This window comes from Microcystis sp. 49638_E5 (assembly GCF_021300285.1).
GTDB classification, from domain to species: Bacteria; Cyanobacteriota; Cyanobacteriia; order Cyanobacteriales; family Microcystaceae; genus Microcystis; species Microcystis aeruginosa_C.
In genome coordinates this window covers 26,491-40,423 of record NZ_JAJTDH010000018.1, presented here as the reverse complement: position 1 = coordinate 40,423, position 13,933 = coordinate 26,491, and the positions used below count along the sequence as shown (strand labels likewise).

Below are 13,933 nucleotides of genomic sequence, written 5' to 3'. Positions count from 1 at the left end.
ATCTGCTGTTTAGCGATTAATTCCGCTTCTTCCCGACAAATAGCCCGAATTCCCACGGGTAAGGTCGGTAAACCCATTTCTAACACCCGACGCATCACACAGGCGTGGTTATGGTGCGATCCTTCGTACTCAAAACGCATATCGCCATGGGCATCAATTTGAACCACCGTAAAAGGTTCCGATAAAGCTTGTCGATAAGCTTGTACTACTCCCGTAGTGATAGCGTGTTCACCCCCGACGGCGACGACAAATTTATCATCGGCAATTAGACGGGAAACTGTAGCTGTGGTGACGGCTAACATCTCCTCGGCGGACAATTGCGGTTGCTGACGGGTATCGGCGATCGCATCATGGGTATAGATGCCCACTTCTAAACAGGTTTCCCTCTTAAGTTCCTCGTCATAGGCTTCCAATTGTTGGGAAGCAGTAATCACCGCCGCCGGCCCGGTTTCACAACCCTTGCGATAGGTGGTGGTGGCCTCGTAGGGAATCGGCAGGATCACGGCCTTAGCTGTGGCGTAAGATGCGATCGCTTCACTACCTAAAAATTGTTCGCTACCGGTGGCGCAAGACAATAACATGGGCAAATCACAGAAAATTTTAGTCCAATCTTCTATTATAAATATTTTGACTATTTTTGTCTATCTCAACTGACCCCAGACATATCTACTGCAATAGCAAAAAACCCTTATCCATCAATGGATACATCCCTCGATTTCTCGCTCAAGATTGGTTTGCTGCGGGCGATAATCTGGAAATATAGCCATCAGTTAGGCTGAACCACACTGCTGTAACAAAAAACAACTATCCCCCGATAGCGATCGCTAAAGGTCGAATAATTGTCAGTTTTTGTCAAGGGGTGCGGTCAGATATAGGAATCATCGTTAGAATGAGCCTAATTGTCAGGAATTTAGTTACACAAGGTTTTTGGCAAGATGCTAATCTGACTAACAGGCTTTTGGGTGTGATATAGGGAAAAGTTCTGGCAATTGCACCTAAATGGGGTGATATACGGAAAGTTGACCCATATCGTTACCCCAGAGAGTTTTATACAGAAAGTTGACCTATAATATGTAGTTAGACCACAAAGCCAAAGCAATTGGTTTTTCAATGCAGAGTTTTGTCGTAGGGGGATCGAGTTTACATCCGCCAATAGTATAATTTGATTGATAAGAAGCCAAACATTTTTTACACTACTTGTCCGCCTTTTCACATCTTATGAAAATTGACCTAGGAAATTTTGATCTCACTCAGCTTCCATCCGCAGAGGATGATAACTTTGAATTCAAATCAAGTCGCACTCCTCCAGAAGACCTCAAGAAGAAACTAAGCTGTGCGGTATCTGCCTTTGCAAATTCTGGAGGTGGGTGTTTTATTGCTGGTGTGGACTCTCATGGTAATGCTGATAATGGCCTACATCTAAAAGTTGGAAGACAAGATTTACGCGACTGGGCTGATCAGATTGTTAATCAAGTAGAACCAGTTCCTAAATATGAGATTAAAATAATATCTGATTCAGTAGGACGAGGAGTCATTCAGTCCGATTCGGCTGTTTTGCTTGTTGCCGTTTATGAGAGCCACGCTGGGCCACACATGGCTTATGATAATTGCTATTACATTCGAGCAGGTGCTCATACAGTCAAAGCCAAGCATTTTATTGTTGATGCAATCTGGGCTAAAAGACATTTCTCCAAACCACGTTTAACACACTTATTTAGACTTAAACCAGAAAAAGAGCAGGCTATTCAACTTGGAATTCTTTCACTTACAGATGCCCCCGCAATTGAAGTCAAGGTTAATATTTCGCCCTTGCCCAAAATGATGAGTAATTTAGGAAATTTATTTCCCCTCCAAATATCTGTTATTGATCAAGATAATCCATTCTTTTTTGACGTGGCGACTCACTCTCAAGCAGATAAGCTTTTTGGAGAAAATGTACTACTTGAAGTAGAGTATAAGGATCTTTCTGTCCACTCTTATAATTACAATACTAGATTAGGAATTTCTGGTTCAGTACCACCTGTTACACTTACAACAAATGACGCTTCAGCAAAAATAGTAACAGCACTTGAATCAATTAACAAAGCTCTTTTGAAACTCGCAGTTCCGCACAAAAATATTGCTAAACCGAGCTTTCTACTGCCACAGCCCTCGGAAAGTGTATTTCTAAATATTGAGAGTCTAATTCCCGAACTTCTAGCAGATATGAGAAGTGATCTACAAAACTGTCCATTTGCTCGTGAGTTTATCATTATGAATAAGGGTGTAATGTATTGTGAAGATACCAATAACTTCACTCTCAAATATTACTTTGAGGATCATGCTTACCTTAGAAATAAGCTGAGAATTTTGGAGAATCAGGCGTTAGTTTATGAAATCACCTATAATGATGCTCCTCGTTTCGTAATTTCTGAAGAACTAGCTGCTTATCTAAGAAAACCTCAGACAGATTAGATGATATATAGCGTTTTTCAGTCTGCTGAGGTACAAAAGTTATGGGTTTTAGGCAAAAGGCAAGAGGCAAAAGGTAAGAAAAACAGGTGTACCTCACTAGCGTAGGAAACGCTATAGTTTAGGTGGGCGATCGTGGTTTATTTAATTGGTGGAGATGCGATCAAATTATTCCGTTATGCAACTGTAGTGCGATCGCCGATCTTGTCTGGTACGTTCCCCAATGTAACTTCTACCGCTCCAGCGATCGATCGAAAAAGAACCCACTAACATCGGTTAAATTGCCTTTTTTTATAACTCATTCCCCCTTAGTTTTAGACCAGTTGAGGGGGATTTGCTATAATAAACGAAGGGTAAGCATCAATCATCCTGATTATATTTCTGATGAGTCCAACTGTTTTCCGAGAAGATGGCTATCGCTTCTTTTTCTTTTCCCGCGAAGAAACAAGAATGCACGTTCATGTTCATTGTGCAGAAGGAGAAGCTAAATTTTGGCTGGAACCACAAATTGAATTAGCTCGTAATCATAACCTATCTCGAAAACAACTTCAAGCGATAGAAACTATTATTGAGGAACGACAAAATGAACTTAGAAATGCTTGGACAAAACACTTCTCAAGCTGAAGTAACTCATATTTCTTCTCATGGAATATGGATTCTGGCAAACAATGAAGAAATGTTTCTTTCTTATCAAGATTTTCCTTGGTTTCAAGATGTCACTATTAGACAAATTTTAAATATACAAGAGCCTTTTCCTAATCATTTTTATTGGCCAGATTTAGATGTAGATTTAAGCAAAGAAATTATTAAAAATCCTGAGAGATTTCCTTTAAAAGTTAAAGCCTAGTTTTTATCCTTAATTAAGTGCGATGCCGAAGGCACTGCGTAGCAGCACGCCGATCTGGTAGGGTGCGTTCCCTAAGGCAACTTCTACCGCTCCAGCGATCGATTTTTGGGGAACGCACCATGCCTATTGATTGAAGCTGTAAGAACGATTTCTGCAAAGGCTGTGAAATTGAAGGCTCTTGTGCAGGTCAGTGTCAAGTCACTTTGGAGTCTTCCAGAAATGACAGTCAATTAGTTGGAAAAATGTGCGAGTTAATAATTGCAACTACACAGAATTTGGTTCACGAATATCTAGAAAGCAGCTGAAATTCTGTGTTTATGACTAAGAACTAGCTGCCCAAAGCAAAGATACTTCATATTGATTAAATGTTGAATCCGCACTCACAAGTATCATATCTTCTACCTGAGCTTGTGCAATCAGCATTCGGTCAAAAGGATCACGATGATGTAAAGGCAATGCAGCCGCCCGCAAAGCATGAGAAGCATTGATCTCTAACGATCTAGCTCCTAGTTGGGTCATTCGAGTAGAGACATAATTATCTATTTGCTCTGGCAGTGGTAATTTACCGATTGAGACTTTAATTCCCATCTCCCAAACACTGGCAACAGAAAACCACACTTCATTGCTTTCGTTGGCAATTTGTTCAATTACATTCTCACTTAACTTGTCTGGTTGGGCAAACCACCACAGCCAGCATTGTGTATCCAGTAAAAGTCTCACTCCGCACCACCCTCAAATGCTACCAAAATATCTTCTGGTAAAGGAGCATTAAAATCATCTGGTACGGTAAACATCCCTCGATCTTGTCCTAAACTAGACCGTCGATCTAAAGATGTCCGAAATGGAACAAGTTTAGCAATTGGAATACCTCGGTTTGAAATAACGATTTCCTCTCCGAGTTCCACACGGGACAATAGCCGAGAAAGGTTTGTTTTAGCCTGATGAATGTTTACAGTTTCCATGCTCTTAAAAAACCAAATCTACAAACTAAGTTTAGTTTAGTTGCGGTGATTCTGCAAGGGCAAGTTAGTTTGAAGTGCGATGCCGAAGGCACTGCGTAGCAGTACGCTATCGCTGTAGGGTGCGTTCCCTAATGCAACTTCTACCGCTCCAGCGATCGATTTTTGGGGAACGCACCATGCACATTGATTAGTGCGATCGCCGATCTTGTAGGGTGCGTTAATGAATAAAATGTAACGCACCTTATTTTTATTGCTTGTCCTTCTGTATCCCATAGGATACACTTAGGGCATGATTGAAATTCGCCAGACCGAAACCTACTCTCAGTGGTTTAGCAATTTGCGGGATCGCCAAGCAAAAGCACGTATAGACATTCGTGTTCGTCGCCTGTCTATGGGCAATCCAGGCGATGTTAAACCAGTAGGAAAAGGTGTATCGGAACTGCGGATCGATTATGGCCAAGGCTATCGGGTGTATTTCATTCAGCGAGGCGAGACCTTGATCATCCTCTTGGCAGCAGGAGATAAGCAAACTCAAGAACGGGACATCAAAACAGCATTAAATTTAGCACAAGACTTATAGGAGATTTTCATGGCTACTATCCAAACCTATCCTTGGGATGCGGCAGAACATCTCGAAACAAAAGAAGATATAGCTGCATATCTTGAAGCAGCTCTTGAAGATGGCGATCCAAGCTTAGTGGTAGCAGCATTAGGTGATATTGCTCGATCTAAAGGGATGACACATATTGCCCGTGAAACAGGGTTGGGGCGTGAAAGTCTCTATAAAGCTTTGTCAATCGAAGGCAATCCAGAGTTTGCCACAGTTCTTAAGGTCTTACAATCACTTGGGTTACGCCTCCAAGTCGTACCAATTGCCTAACTTCACCGTTATACTGAATCGGTTTTTAATAGCATGATTAACTCCCAATCCCACTTGAAAAACCCGCTCTCCCCCATACCTGTTAAACCGGATTTAGGATCAGAGCGATCGCTAGATAAAAGGTTAAGTAATGTTAAGATCATAATTCTTCATGAAGAAAGAGCATGATCGCCGAGTAACTGTAGTCAAAAATACCAAATTTTGCCCCAGTCACAATACAGTAGGGATCAAGCGCATTCGATCGAAGCAAGAATTTTCTCCCCAGTATCTATGAATCAATCAGAAAGTTGCGGTAAGGTCTATCTCGTCGGTGCGGGTCCCGGGGATCCCGGTTTGTTGACCTTAAAAGCGAAAGTTCTCTTAGAAAATGCCGATATTGTCCTCTATGATGCCCTAGTCAGCCCCTCGATTCTAGCCATGATTAACCCCAAGGCCGAACAAATCCATGGGGGTAAGCGTCGCGGTCGTCATTCTCTGGTACAGGAGGAAATCACCGCTTTACTGATCGAGAAGGCCCAGACTAATGCCGTGGTTGTTCGTCTCAAGGGGGGTGATCCCTTTGTTTTCGGTCGCGGGGGTGAAGAAATGCTCGATCTGATCGCGGCCGGAATTAGCGTCGAGATCGTGCCGGGGATCACTTCAGGAATTGCCGTGCCTGCCTACGCCGGTATTCCCCTCACCCATCGCGATTATAGTTCTTCCGTTACCTTCGTCACCGGCCACGAGATGGCGGGTAAATATCGTCCTCAAGTTAACTGGTCAGCGATCGCCCATGGCGCAGAAACAATTGTTGTTTACATGGGTGTGCATAATTTACCCTATATTATCGGCGAGTTGACCAAGGCGGGCAGAAGTCCAGAAACACCGATCGCCCTGATTCGCTGGGGAACAACACCGCAGCAACAGCAGTTAATCGGTACTTTCACCACGATTATGGACCAGATCGAAGCCACCGGCTTTGAGTCCCCAGCGATCGCTGTTATCGGTGCAGTGGTGAACCTTCACGATCTCTTGCAAGCGGGACAACCTTTGCTCTCCAGGACAATCCCCCCTACACCCATTTCTCCCTGATTCGGTTTCCATGCGTCAATATCAAAAATCCCTGACGATTACCACCAGTCCCAAGAATTTCCATCCTCTGACTGCCCCCATAGAAGCGATCGTGGCTGAATCGGGCATAACGACGGGATTATGCAGTATATTTGTCTGTCACACCTCCGCTTCTTTGCTGATCCAAGAAAATGCCGATCCCGATGTTCTCACCGATTTGGCCAATTTCTTCGCCAAGTTAGTCCCGGAAGATAGCAGTCTCTACTATCACTCTACCGAAGGGCCAGACGATATGCCCGCTCACATTCGCTCGGTCCTAACCCGGACATCGGAACAAATCCCGATCGCTAGAGGTAAATTAGTTTTAGGGATCTGGCAAGGTATCTATCTCTGGGAACATCGTCAGAGTCGTCACCAAAGACAAGTGGTGGTTCATATCACAGGGGTCTAAAGCGTTGCGTATAGTTTTGTAATAGAAACTTTACTCGTACCCCTCATCGGAGTAAGATTTTTTCCGTGTACGATCAAATTGTTCGCTTTTTGAACAAAGAACTTCATATTTCGTAACAAAAGGAAACAATTTATGCGAAAATTGTTCGCTCTGGCCCTGGTGCTATCTCTCTGGTTCACCTTTGCCGCTCCAGCGTCGGCTGATTTGTCCAATCTGACCCCTTGTAGCGAAAATCCCGCTTTCCTACAAAAAGCGAAGAGTTTCCGCAACACCACTCCCGACCCCGAATCGGGAGCCAAACGCGCTCAAACCTACTCCCAAGCTCTCTGTGGACCGGAAGGCTATCCACACCTAATTGTTGATGGTCGTTGGGACCACATGGGCGATTTCTTTATCCCTAGCATCCTATTCCTGTACATTGCCGGTTGGATCGGTTGGGTTGGTCGGGCCTATTTAATCGCCGTACGCGACAGTAAAGATGCCGAAATGAAGGAAATCATCATCGATGTTCCCCTCGCTTTGAGCAAAATGTTAACGGGGTTCCTCTGGCCGTTGGCGGCTTTACAAGAAGCCACTTCCGGTAAATTAACCGTTAAGGATTCGGAAATTACCGTTTCCCCTCGTTAATTTTTGTGTCAAACCCTTGACTTTTTATTCCCTAGGAGAACTCAGATGGAAGGACTTACTAAATTTCTCTCGTCCGCACCCGTGTTAATTATGGCGCTGCTGACTTTCACCGCCGGGATTTTAATCGAATTTAATCGGTTTTATCCCGATCTCTTATTCCACCCGCTAGGTTAAAGGCAATCTCAGGTGATTAAAGGGGATACAGAGTCCACTGTATCCCTTTTTAATGGCAATGATCACAGGGATTGGGGAATATTAAGAAAAGAAAGGCACTGGAGACGACAGGGCCTAAAAATAGATAAGATACAGGTGTCTGCAACCACAGAGGTGGGACAAACCATGCTGTTAGATAGAGATTTGATGCTAGGAAAGCGGCTGCGGTATCAAGAATTACAAGAAAAATTAAAAGAGATTTGGCAGGGAGAAAACGTTCCCGAATCCGATGAATGGGATTATGATATCCTAGTTGTCCCTTCTTTTAGTATCGATCAGAGAGTCGGTCAAAAAGTAGCGGGTTTTTTACATTACGAAGAAAGATTATTATTTTCTCTGATTCGGTTGCGACATCCGAAAACCCGTTTAATCTATGTAACAGCGCAGCCACTGGCGCGGATGGTGATTGATTATTACCTGCAATTGTTGCCCGGGATTCCTTTTTCCCATGCTAATAACCGTCTTTTATTACTGACAACTCACGATAACTCTTTTCAACCTTTAACCCAAAAAATTCTGGACAGACCGCGCTTAGTAGCAAGAATCCGGCAAGCGTTGCGTCGAGATCGTGCCTACATGGTTTGTTTTAATTCTACTAATTTAGAGCGAGAATTGTCTTTACAATTAGATATTCCTTTATTTGCCTGTAGTCCAGATTTATTGTATTGGGGTTCTAAAAGTGGCAGTCGCGAGATTTTTGGTCAAGGCAATATTCCCCATCCTGACGGTAGTTTACAGCTAAATACGGTCAAGGATTTGTTATATGAAGCCGCTAGTTTGTGGTCTCGTCAACCGCAATTAAAACGCATGGTAGTGAAGTTAAATGAGGGGTTATCGGGAGAAGGAAATGCGGTTTTAGATTTACGTCCTTTAGGGGGAATTGTTGATAGTAACAGTCTAGATTTAAGCGAGAGAATGAATCTCTTGGCTAAACAATTAGACAAGATGAGTTTTCAAGCAAGCGATGAAACTTGGGAGAGTTTTTCCAGTAAAATTGCTGAATTAGGGGCAATTGTCGAAGCTTTTATTGAAGGAGAAGAAAAGCGATCGCCGAGTGTGCAGGGTTATATTACACCGACGGGAGAAGTGAATATTATTTCCACTCACGATCAAATTTTAGGCGGTCCCGATGGTCAAATTTATCTAGGTTGTCATTTTCCTGCCGATGAAAATTATCGCCTACAATTACAGGAATTAGGCCTAAAAATAGGGGAAATTCTGGCAGCAAAGGGGGCAATTGAACGCTATGGAGTTGATTTCGTCGCTGTCAAAAATCCAGAAACTTTAGTCTGGGATTTACAGGCGATCGAAATTAATCTGCGAAAAGGAGGAACCACCCATCCTTTTATGACTTTGAAGCTTTTAACTAATGGTAAATACGATCAAGAAACTGGATTATTTTTCAGTCAACCTCACCAGGAAAAATACTATATTGCCTCCGATAATCTCCATAAACCCCAATACAAAGGTTTACTTCCCGATGATTTAATGGATATTATTGCTAAACATCGCCTGCATTTTGATAGTAGCAGTAAAACGGGAACAGTTTTTCATCTCATGGGTGCGCTGTCGGAATTTGGTAAATTAGGGTTAACTTGTATCGGCAATTCTAGTGAGGAAGCTGCGGCAATTTATCAGCGTGTGGAACAGGTTTTAGATTGGGAAACAGAGCATAGTTCCATAAATTTAGGTTATTATTATTCTGGATTACCGATCACTTGGATATAACTAGACTGATTTACTGGGTATAATTTTTTGTCTCAGAGATTTAATCATCCAAGCAGGCAGTTCTAAAAATTGATAGATAGCTAGATTCCAAAGATAGCCATACTGAGGGAATTTTCTTAATAACATAACTTCCGATAAAAAGTAAAATCGCCAAGTTCTTTGGTATTCAGGAGGATTATCTTCAATTCGTATTTGTTCGGGAGACTTCGGCATCCAGTGACCGATTACTCGCTCTTTTTCAAAATATTTAGCCTGAATATATAAACCTAGTAATCTATCTAAACACCAAAAAGGAATATATTTAATCGGACCCAATAAGTTCATGAGATTAGTAATTTCTATCGTCGCCGCTTGCACAAGTTCACTTTTCCAAACTTTTTTATCAAAATTTTCTAAATGGGGACCATTTTGATCGCGACGTTGATTGAGAAAAACTTGGGGATTAAAAGGATTATCTAAAGGAGCGATCGGTAATTCTAATAAATAATTATTATCTTTAAATAAGTTACTATTATTTTCTCGCCTGCTACAGATAGCTAAACTTTTTACATCGGGAATGGTTGTCCAATTACTCTCTAGTTTTTCTCGTTCACCGTAGGGAAATTCACATCTGGCTAATCGCAATACCCAACTATTGGGGAAGCGTTCAAAATAGTCTTTAACTAGGGTGACGATCTCCGGGTGTAAATATTCATCGCAATTGATTGTGAGAATATAAGTGCCTCTGGCATTTAAAAATCCTGTACTTCTTTGAATAATTTCACCTCGTAAAGCACAGACAATCTGTTTCATGCGTGGATCATTCACCGGCGAAGGTTTGACCCCAGGAGGATGAACTAAAATAAATTCTATATCTCCCTTGACTTTCAATAATTCTCCTAGCCAATGTTCGCTAAATCCCTCGCGCATCGGGATAATGATCGATAGAAAAGTATTGGACATAAATTAACTCTTTAGATTTGCTTGTCATTTATCAAAGTTGTCTTGACCGTGATGCACTTAACTGGTTTAAATAGCTTCTAAATATTTGCTATCGAGCAGAAATGAGCCTCGATCGAATTTTACACCCCAATAACCCCCCGGCCGGCGATCGATTACCGTGCCTATATCGTCGATATTGAGCAGCTCCGGCTGCCGTAACATAGGCATGGGATCGGCGGTTTTCAGGTAAGGGGGAATGGCAATCAGACGGACTTTTCCCCCGACACTAATTTCACTCATGGTACTGGTTAGATGCGATCGTGACATCGTATCTCAACTTAGCATATTTCAAATCATTCTCAAGATAGATTCCCCAAAGCTGTCGTCGTCCCCCTTTCCCCTTGGGTTGGGCTGTTGCTTGACCTAGCGGCGAGGGTGGCGATCGCTATCAGTACAATCAAAAAAAAAACCAAAATCTGAATTCCTAGTTGAGGAGAGAAATGTAAAGATTTATTAAACTGTATATTTTAATACAGTTGTGGGGGAGAGAATGTGTACACTCCCGTTGTCTCCCTTTGGAGTTGGGTTAAGGTGTTGCCTGACCTAGCAAAGAAACGACAAAAGTAGGCTAATAGCCTCAAAGCTAAGACTACAAACTTACACACAAAAAACACTACTCAGGAATAAAAAAATGAAAAATTGGACTTTAGCCTTAGCTCTTGGAGCGGCTGCAACGACTACAATGATTGGCTTTGGAGTAAATCCTGCTTCGGCTGGAACTCTCACATGGAGTTTATCCTTCGATATAGATACAAACCTACTGCCTGCCCCTGACACTACACTTCTTCCCACACCTGTTAAGGCGACAGTTATTACCGAAGATACTTTATCTAAATCTTTGGTCGTTCCGGGCTTTACCGGATATAAAGTTTTATCCATAACTGGAACACAGGGTACAGAGCCTATAACTGCTCTGGTCCCCCAAGGCACTGGCTCTACCACTTTATTAACTTCAGGATTAACGAATGATAATCTGTTTAATCCGGCAAATATTGTTCCTGTAGGAGGTGTAGGCGCTTTTAGTGCAGGGGGATTAGCCTACATAGAAGGTGGAGAAGAATATCGGCTACTTTATGCTAAAGATCTACTTTCTAATTAGTTTACATATATGGGGTGTTTGACCCCGTGTGTTCCTGTTGAAAACCTAAAGCTAGTTCCTGAACCCTCCTCAACTGCTGGACTTTTAGCTATTGGCTCCTTTGGTGCATTAGGCGCAGCTTCAACCCTGAAACGCAAACTAAAATCCTCTAAATCCGACGAAAACTAAACCACAAAAGTAGGCTAAATTGCCCACAAAATACGATAAATGCCCCTTCATTCAGTCAGTTGAGGGTTTATTTTTTGTCCATGTTTCTATTCATTAATTTTTATTAATTAATCGATCACAAGTATTTTTTTGTGATACAATGGGGGCGGTTCATACAAATATCGTAAATTTTAATGACTATTGTGATTCCCAACGAAATTATACAAGCAACAGGAAAAAACGAGCAACTGTTGCAACTAGAACTGGCAATCATTATGTTTAGAGATTATCATATCAGTAGCGCAAAAGCGGCTGATTTTGCCAACTTATCTTTAATTGAATTTCGTCAAGAAGTCGCCAAGAGGAATATTTGTGTAAATTATGATAGTGTAGATTGGCAACAAGAATTACAAACCTTAAAAACCTTAGGTGATCTGTGATTGTTGTTAGTAACACCTCTCCGATTACCAGTTTAGCTGCTATCGGCTATCTTAACTTGCTCCATGATATCTATGGAACAATTATTATTCCAGTGGCTGTTTATGAAGAAATGACAGGATTAGGTTATTCAGTTCCTGGCACTATTGAAGTTCAAACCCTATCCTGGATAGAAAAGCGAGAGTTAGAGAATCGGTTATTATTAGAAGAATTACAGAAGGAATTACACCGAGGAGAATCAGAAACGATAGCTTTAGCGATTTCTTCAAATGCTGATAGAGTAATTATAGACGAGAACCCTGGCAGAAAGAAAGCAATTAGTTTAGGATTGAATGTTATTGGAATTTTAGGTATTTTATTAATTGCCAAAAGAAGAAGATTAATTCCTACTATTCAGCCGTTAATGGATGATTTGATTTTTAAAGCAGGTTTCCGTGTTAATCAAATATTGTATTTAGACATATTAAAAACAGCGCAAGAAATTGATGAAAACCAATAACTAAAGCCTTCAAAATCTTCTTATTTAAGTAAGTAGTTATAATTAAATTGAAGATAGATTTTGCCTCTGATCCCCCCTGCCCCCTTGATAAGGGGGGTGCCGATCCCCCCTTAGTCCCCCCTTTAATCCCCCCTTAATAAGGGGGGTGTCTGACAACTTTTAACACCTACCTACTTAATTTTTGCTAACTAACAGTTGAGGGGGTTTATTTTTTACCTTTATTAATCAAATCCAACTTTAAAAACCCACTTCCCCATTCCCCTACTTCCCCATTCATAATTCCCACTTTCCTCTTGCCTTTTTCAATCGGTTCCTAAAAAGCTCTTAATTTTAGGGAAATACAGTTAAAGGAATCCATTCGTAGGTGTTGACAATACCTTGAAAATAATCATTAATAGTTTCTCGGGAATAGGGAACAACACCATCTTCACCAAACCAACGTTCATAAATTGTCACCGCTTGTTGTTGGTCACTAACGATACCTTCCATGAATTTTAATAGAGTATAATTCACTGTATCGCGCCATTTAGAATCATTTTCGGGTAAAGTACAGGCATAGGATTCGTAGGCGTAGGGATAGGAGGGAACTATGGCTAAATTATTGGGATTTTTAGCACTTTTCCTTAAACCTTCTAGGGTAATGCCATCGCTGGCAAAACCGTCAATTTCTCCCGTTTCTAGTTTTTGTAAACCCTCGCCACGATTTTTAACTTTGACCAAAATAGCGGCGGGTTGTTGGGTTTTAATCACCGCTTCATTAGTAGTATTGGCAATCACTCCAATGCGTCTGCCTGCCAAGCTACCGATGTCATCGAGATTACTACCTTTGCGGGTGAGTAATTGAGTGCCACTGGCAAAATAACTAACGGAAAAATCCACTTCATTTTCTCTTTTCCAAGTAAAAGTAGTGGAGCCACATTCTATATCTATCACCCCTGTTTTTAACTTTTCAAAACGATTTTGGGGAGTAATCTCAACAATTTTTAACTTAATTGGTTTTCCTAACTTCCGCTCGGTTTCTTTGCGAATTAACTCTAACATATCAAGGCTGTAACCCACCCACTTGCCCTGGGAGTTGACAAAACCAAAGGGAATAGCATCTTTACGAGCGCCGGCAGTAATTACCCCAGTTTTTTGAATGCGATCGAAGATTGCTCCGGCAAGGCTAGAATGGTTACTGGTGAGGGTTAAAGCTACTGTCATCGTCATGACGGCAAGTGTACGCTTCATTTTTTTTCCTAATCTGAAAGTGGCTCAAGTCTGGGACTGTTTCAGGAGACTGAGAGTTTCCCAGAGGAAGATTTTTTAGCGGCGATTGCTGGGGACAAAAAAAGAGGAGAGATGTTACTCTCTCCCCCTTTTAGTTTTTTGGACAACATTTTAAATTGTTTTTTCAGTTGTCGCTGTCGGGCCGAACCACCCTTGCCTTTGTCGTTACGTCCCTGACGGCGGGGGGACTCCCATCGCTTAAGTCGCATAGTCTTTAATTCCAATTTAGTCAGTTATCTGTATTGTAACAGGGTTAGCGTCAGTTTGGGTTAAGGAATTGAAACTGTGACA

23 protein-coding genes are annotated in these 13,933 nt (G+C 41.7%); 15 read left to right on the top strand and 8 right to left on the bottom strand.

The genetic code is table 11. The annotated features are described in order from the left end of the window. On the bottom strand, positions 1 to 581 hold a 581-nt coding region (gene speB / locus LW728_RS07760), incomplete at its 3' end, for an agmatinase (RefSeq protein WP_287766095.1). A 637-nt stretch (positions 582 to 1,218) separates the two neighbouring features. Between speB and LW728_RS07755 the strand changes: the two genes are divergently transcribed. The 4 genes from LW728_RS07755 to LW728_RS07740 all read left to right on the top strand — a co-directional run bounded on the left by LW728_RS07755 (position 1,219) and on the right by LW728_RS07740 (position 3,298). Continuing rightward, positions 1,219 to 2,454 carry an AlbA family DNA-binding domain-containing protein gene (locus LW728_RS07755; protein WP_287766093.1) on the top strand — a complete coding sequence of 412 codons (1,236 nt, stop codon included), beginning with the start codon at positions 1,219 to 1,221 and terminating at the stop codon, positions 2,452 to 2,454. A gap of 132 nt (positions 2,455 to 2,586) precedes the next feature. Next, complete coding sequence (locus LW728_RS07750; protein WP_277925612.1) at positions 2,587 to 2,721, top strand: hypothetical protein; 135 nt, start codon at positions 2,587 to 2,589, stop codon at positions 2,719 to 2,721. A gap of 114 nt (positions 2,722 to 2,835) precedes the next feature. Then, positions 2,836 to 3,075, top strand: coding sequence for a DUF4160 domain-containing protein (locus LW728_RS07745; protein ID WP_190721029.1), 240 nt, complete (start codon positions 2,836 to 2,838; stop codon positions 3,073 to 3,075). Beyond that, on the top strand, positions 3,035 to 3,298 hold the full coding sequence (locus LW728_RS07740) for a DUF2442 domain-containing protein (RefSeq protein WP_190722174.1): 264 nt from the start codon (positions 3,035 to 3,037) through the stop codon (positions 3,296 to 3,298). The genes LW728_RS07745 and LW728_RS07740 overlap by 41 nt, the downstream gene beginning before the upstream one ends. A 321-nt stretch (positions 3,299 to 3,619) precedes the next feature. Here the strand turns inward: LW728_RS07740 and LW728_RS07735 are convergent, their stop codons facing one another. From LW728_RS07735 to LW728_RS07725, 3 genes are read right to left on the bottom strand one after another with little or no spacing between them, the layout of a single operon-like run. After that, the gene (locus LW728_RS07735; protein WP_287664821.1) at positions 3,620 to 4,018 is read right to left on the bottom strand and encodes a type II toxin-antitoxin system VapC family toxin; all 399 of its coding nucleotides are present in this window, start codon (positions 4,016 to 4,018) and stop codon (positions 3,620 to 3,622) included. Next, positions 4,015 to 4,260: a type II toxin-antitoxin system Phd/YefM family antitoxin gene (locus LW728_RS07730; RefSeq protein WP_008201147.1), complete on the bottom strand. Its 246-nt coding sequence runs from the start codon at positions 4,258 to 4,260 to the stop codon at positions 4,015 to 4,017. The genes LW728_RS07735 and LW728_RS07730 overlap by 4 nt, the downstream gene beginning before the upstream one ends. Before the next feature lie 36 nt (positions 4,261 to 4,296). Further along, a complete protein-coding gene (locus tag LW728_RS07725; protein ID WP_287664823.1) occupies positions 4,297 to 4,500 on the bottom strand; it encodes a hypothetical protein in 204 nt (67 codons plus the stop codon). 49 nt (positions 4,501 to 4,549) lie between these two features. Here LW728_RS07725 and LW728_RS07720 point away from each other — a divergent pair, with 49 nt between their 5' ends. From LW728_RS07720 to LW728_RS07690, 7 genes are all read left to right on the top strand, one after another. Then, positions 4,550 to 4,840 carry a type II toxin-antitoxin system RelE/ParE family toxin gene (locus LW728_RS07720; protein ID WP_046661678.1) on the top strand — a complete coding sequence of 97 codons (291 nt, stop codon included), beginning with the start codon at positions 4,550 to 4,552 and terminating at the stop codon, positions 4,838 to 4,840. A gap of 9 nt (positions 4,841 to 4,849) precedes the next feature. Continuing rightward, positions 4,850 to 5,140, top strand: coding sequence for an addiction module antidote protein (locus LW728_RS07715; RefSeq protein WP_002757266.1), 291 nt, complete (start codon positions 4,850 to 4,852; stop codon positions 5,138 to 5,140). Between the two features lie 270 nt (positions 5,141 to 5,410). After that, positions 5,411 to 6,211 (top strand): uroporphyrinogen-III C-methyltransferase, encoded by an 801-nt coding sequence (gene cobA, locus LW728_RS07710; protein WP_287766091.1) that lies wholly within the window; start codon positions 5,411 to 5,413, stop codon positions 6,209 to 6,211. 10 nt (positions 6,212 to 6,221) lie between these two features. Then, positions 6,222 to 6,641: a secondary thiamine-phosphate synthase enzyme YjbQ gene (locus LW728_RS07705; protein WP_004163739.1), complete on the top strand. Its 420-nt coding sequence runs from the start codon at positions 6,222 to 6,224 to the stop codon at positions 6,639 to 6,641. A gap of 132 nt (positions 6,642 to 6,773) precedes the next feature. Beyond that, complete coding sequence (locus LW728_RS07700; RefSeq protein WP_004163740.1) at positions 6,774 to 7,268, top strand: photosystem I reaction center subunit III; 495 nt, start codon at positions 6,774 to 6,776, stop codon at positions 7,266 to 7,268. 45 nt (positions 7,269 to 7,313) lie between these two features. After that, on the top strand, positions 7,314 to 7,442 hold the full coding sequence (psaJ, locus tag LW728_RS07695; protein WP_002738148.1) for a photosystem I reaction center subunit IX: 129 nt from the start codon (positions 7,314 to 7,316) through the stop codon (positions 7,440 to 7,442). Between the two features lie 165 nt (positions 7,443 to 7,607). Beyond that, positions 7,608 to 9,209: a peptide ligase PGM1-related protein gene (locus LW728_RS07690; protein ID WP_287766101.1), complete on the top strand. Its 1,602-nt coding sequence runs from the start codon at positions 7,608 to 7,610 to the stop codon at positions 9,207 to 9,209. Here LW728_RS07690 and LW728_RS07685 read toward each other — a convergent pair whose 3' ends face one another. Both LW728_RS07685 and sipA read right to left on the bottom strand, forming a co-directional pair. Next, positions 9,210 to 10,151, bottom strand: coding sequence for a glycosyltransferase family protein (locus tag LW728_RS07685; RefSeq protein ID WP_287766089.1), 942 nt, complete (start codon positions 10,149 to 10,151; stop codon positions 9,210 to 9,212). It abuts the gene before it with no gap. 66 nt (positions 10,152 to 10,217) lie between these two features. Then, entirely contained in the window at positions 10,218 to 10,430 is a 213-nt protein-coding gene (gene sipA, locus LW728_RS07680; protein ID WP_287664860.1) for a regulatory protein SipA, read from the bottom strand. A gap of 391 nt (positions 10,431 to 10,821) precedes the next feature. On the opposite strand from sipA, the gene LW728_RS07675 reads away from it, so the two are divergent. The 4 genes from LW728_RS07675 (at position 10,822) to LW728_RS07660 (ending at position 12,373) form a co-directional block, all read left to right on the top strand. Then, on the top strand, positions 10,822 to 11,289 hold the full coding sequence (locus LW728_RS07675; protein WP_287766087.1) for a hypothetical protein: 468 nt from the start codon (positions 10,822 to 10,824) through the stop codon (positions 11,287 to 11,289). Positions 11,290 to 11,298: 9 nt separating this feature from the next. Continuing rightward, positions 11,299 to 11,457, top strand: a complete 159-nt coding sequence (locus LW728_RS07670) for a PEP-CTERM sorting domain-containing protein (RefSeq protein WP_287766085.1) — start codon at positions 11,299 to 11,301, stop codon at positions 11,455 to 11,457. Between the two features lie 173 nt (positions 11,458 to 11,630). Continuing rightward, complete coding sequence (locus LW728_RS07665; protein WP_002770804.1) at positions 11,631 to 11,876, top strand: UPF0175 family protein; 246 nt, start codon at positions 11,631 to 11,633, stop codon at positions 11,874 to 11,876. Continuing rightward, positions 11,873 to 12,373 carry a PIN domain-containing protein gene (locus LW728_RS07660; RefSeq protein ID WP_004163747.1) on the top strand — a complete coding sequence of 167 codons (501 nt, stop codon included), beginning with the start codon at positions 11,873 to 11,875 and terminating at the stop codon, positions 12,371 to 12,373. Before LW728_RS07665 ends, LW728_RS07660 begins: the two co-directional genes overlap by 4 nt. Before the next feature lie 330 nt (positions 12,374 to 12,703). On the opposite strand, the gene LW728_RS07655 is transcribed toward LW728_RS07660, so the two are convergent. Further along, complete coding sequence (locus LW728_RS07655) at positions 12,704 to 13,603, bottom strand: amino acid ABC transporter substrate-binding protein (RefSeq protein ID WP_002804821.1); 900 nt, start codon at positions 13,601 to 13,603, stop codon at positions 12,704 to 12,706. A 41-nt stretch (positions 13,604 to 13,644) separates the two neighbouring features. Beyond that, positions 13,645 to 13,851: a hypothetical protein gene (locus LW728_RS07650; RefSeq protein ID WP_002732891.1), complete on the bottom strand. Its 207-nt coding sequence runs from the start codon at positions 13,849 to 13,851 to the stop codon at positions 13,645 to 13,647. Between the last annotated feature and the right edge of the window lie 82 nt (positions 13,852 to 13,933).

Excerpts from the sequence above, each read along its gene's own strand:
- LW728_RS07715 (WP_002757266.1), top strand. The coding sequence starts at position 4,850 with ATGGCTACTATCCAAACCTATCCTTGGGATGCGGCAGAACATCTCGAA.
- cobA (WP_287766091.1), top strand. The coding sequence starts at position 5,411 with ATGAATCAATCAGAAAGTTGCGGTAAGGTCTATCTCGTCGGTGCGGGT.
- LW728_RS07685 (WP_287766089.1), bottom strand. The coding sequence starts at position 10,151 with ATGTCCAATACTTTTCTATCGATCATTATCCCGATGCGCGAGGGATTT.
- LW728_RS07670 (WP_287766085.1), top strand. The coding sequence starts at position 11,299 with ATGGGGTGTTTGACCCCGTGTGTTCCTGTTGAAAACCTAAAGCTAGTT.
- LW728_RS07655 (WP_002804821.1), bottom strand. The coding sequence starts at position 13,603 with ATGAAGCGTACACTTGCCGTCATGACGATGACAGTAGCTTTAACCCTC.
- LW728_RS07675 (WP_287766087.1), top strand. The coding sequence starts at position 10,822 with ATGAAAAATTGGACTTTAGCCTTAGCTCTTGGAGCGGCTGCAACGACT.
- LW728_RS07730 (WP_008201147.1), bottom strand. The coding sequence starts at position 4,260 with ATGGAAACTGTAAACATTCATCAGGCTAAAACAAACCTTTCTCGGCTA.
- LW728_RS07740 (WP_190722174.1), top strand. The coding sequence starts at position 3,035 with ATGAACTTAGAAATGCTTGGACAAAACACTTCTCAAGCTGAAGTAACT.
- psaJ (WP_002738148.1), top strand. The coding sequence starts at position 7,314 with ATGGAAGGACTTACTAAATTTCTCTCGTCCGCACCCGTGTTAATTATG.
- LW728_RS07690 (WP_287766101.1), top strand. The coding sequence starts at position 7,608 with ATGCTGTTAGATAGAGATTTGATGCTAGGAAAGCGGCTGCGGTATCAA.
- sipA (WP_287664860.1), bottom strand. The coding sequence starts at position 10,430 with ATGAGTGAAATTAGTGTCGGGGGAAAAGTCCGTCTGATTGCCATTCCC.
- LW728_RS07665 (WP_002770804.1), top strand. The coding sequence starts at position 11,631 with ATGACTATTGTGATTCCCAACGAAATTATACAAGCAACAGGAAAAAAC.
- LW728_RS07650 (WP_002732891.1), bottom strand. The coding sequence starts at position 13,851 with ATGCGACTTAAGCGATGGGAGTCCCCCCGCCGTCAGGGACGTAACGAC.
- LW728_RS07700 (WP_004163740.1), top strand. The coding sequence starts at position 6,774 with ATGCGAAAATTGTTCGCTCTGGCCCTGGTGCTATCTCTCTGGTTCACC.
- LW728_RS07720 (WP_046661678.1), top strand. The coding sequence starts at position 4,550 with ATGATTGAAATTCGCCAGACCGAAACCTACTCTCAGTGGTTTAGCAAT.
- LW728_RS07745 (WP_190721029.1), top strand. The coding sequence starts at position 2,836 with ATGAGTCCAACTGTTTTCCGAGAAGATGGCTATCGCTTCTTTTTCTTT.
- LW728_RS07705 (WP_004163739.1), top strand. The coding sequence starts at position 6,222 with ATGCGTCAATATCAAAAATCCCTGACGATTACCACCAGTCCCAAGAAT.
- LW728_RS07755 (WP_287766093.1), top strand. The coding sequence starts at position 1,219 with ATGAAAATTGACCTAGGAAATTTTGATCTCACTCAGCTTCCATCCGCA.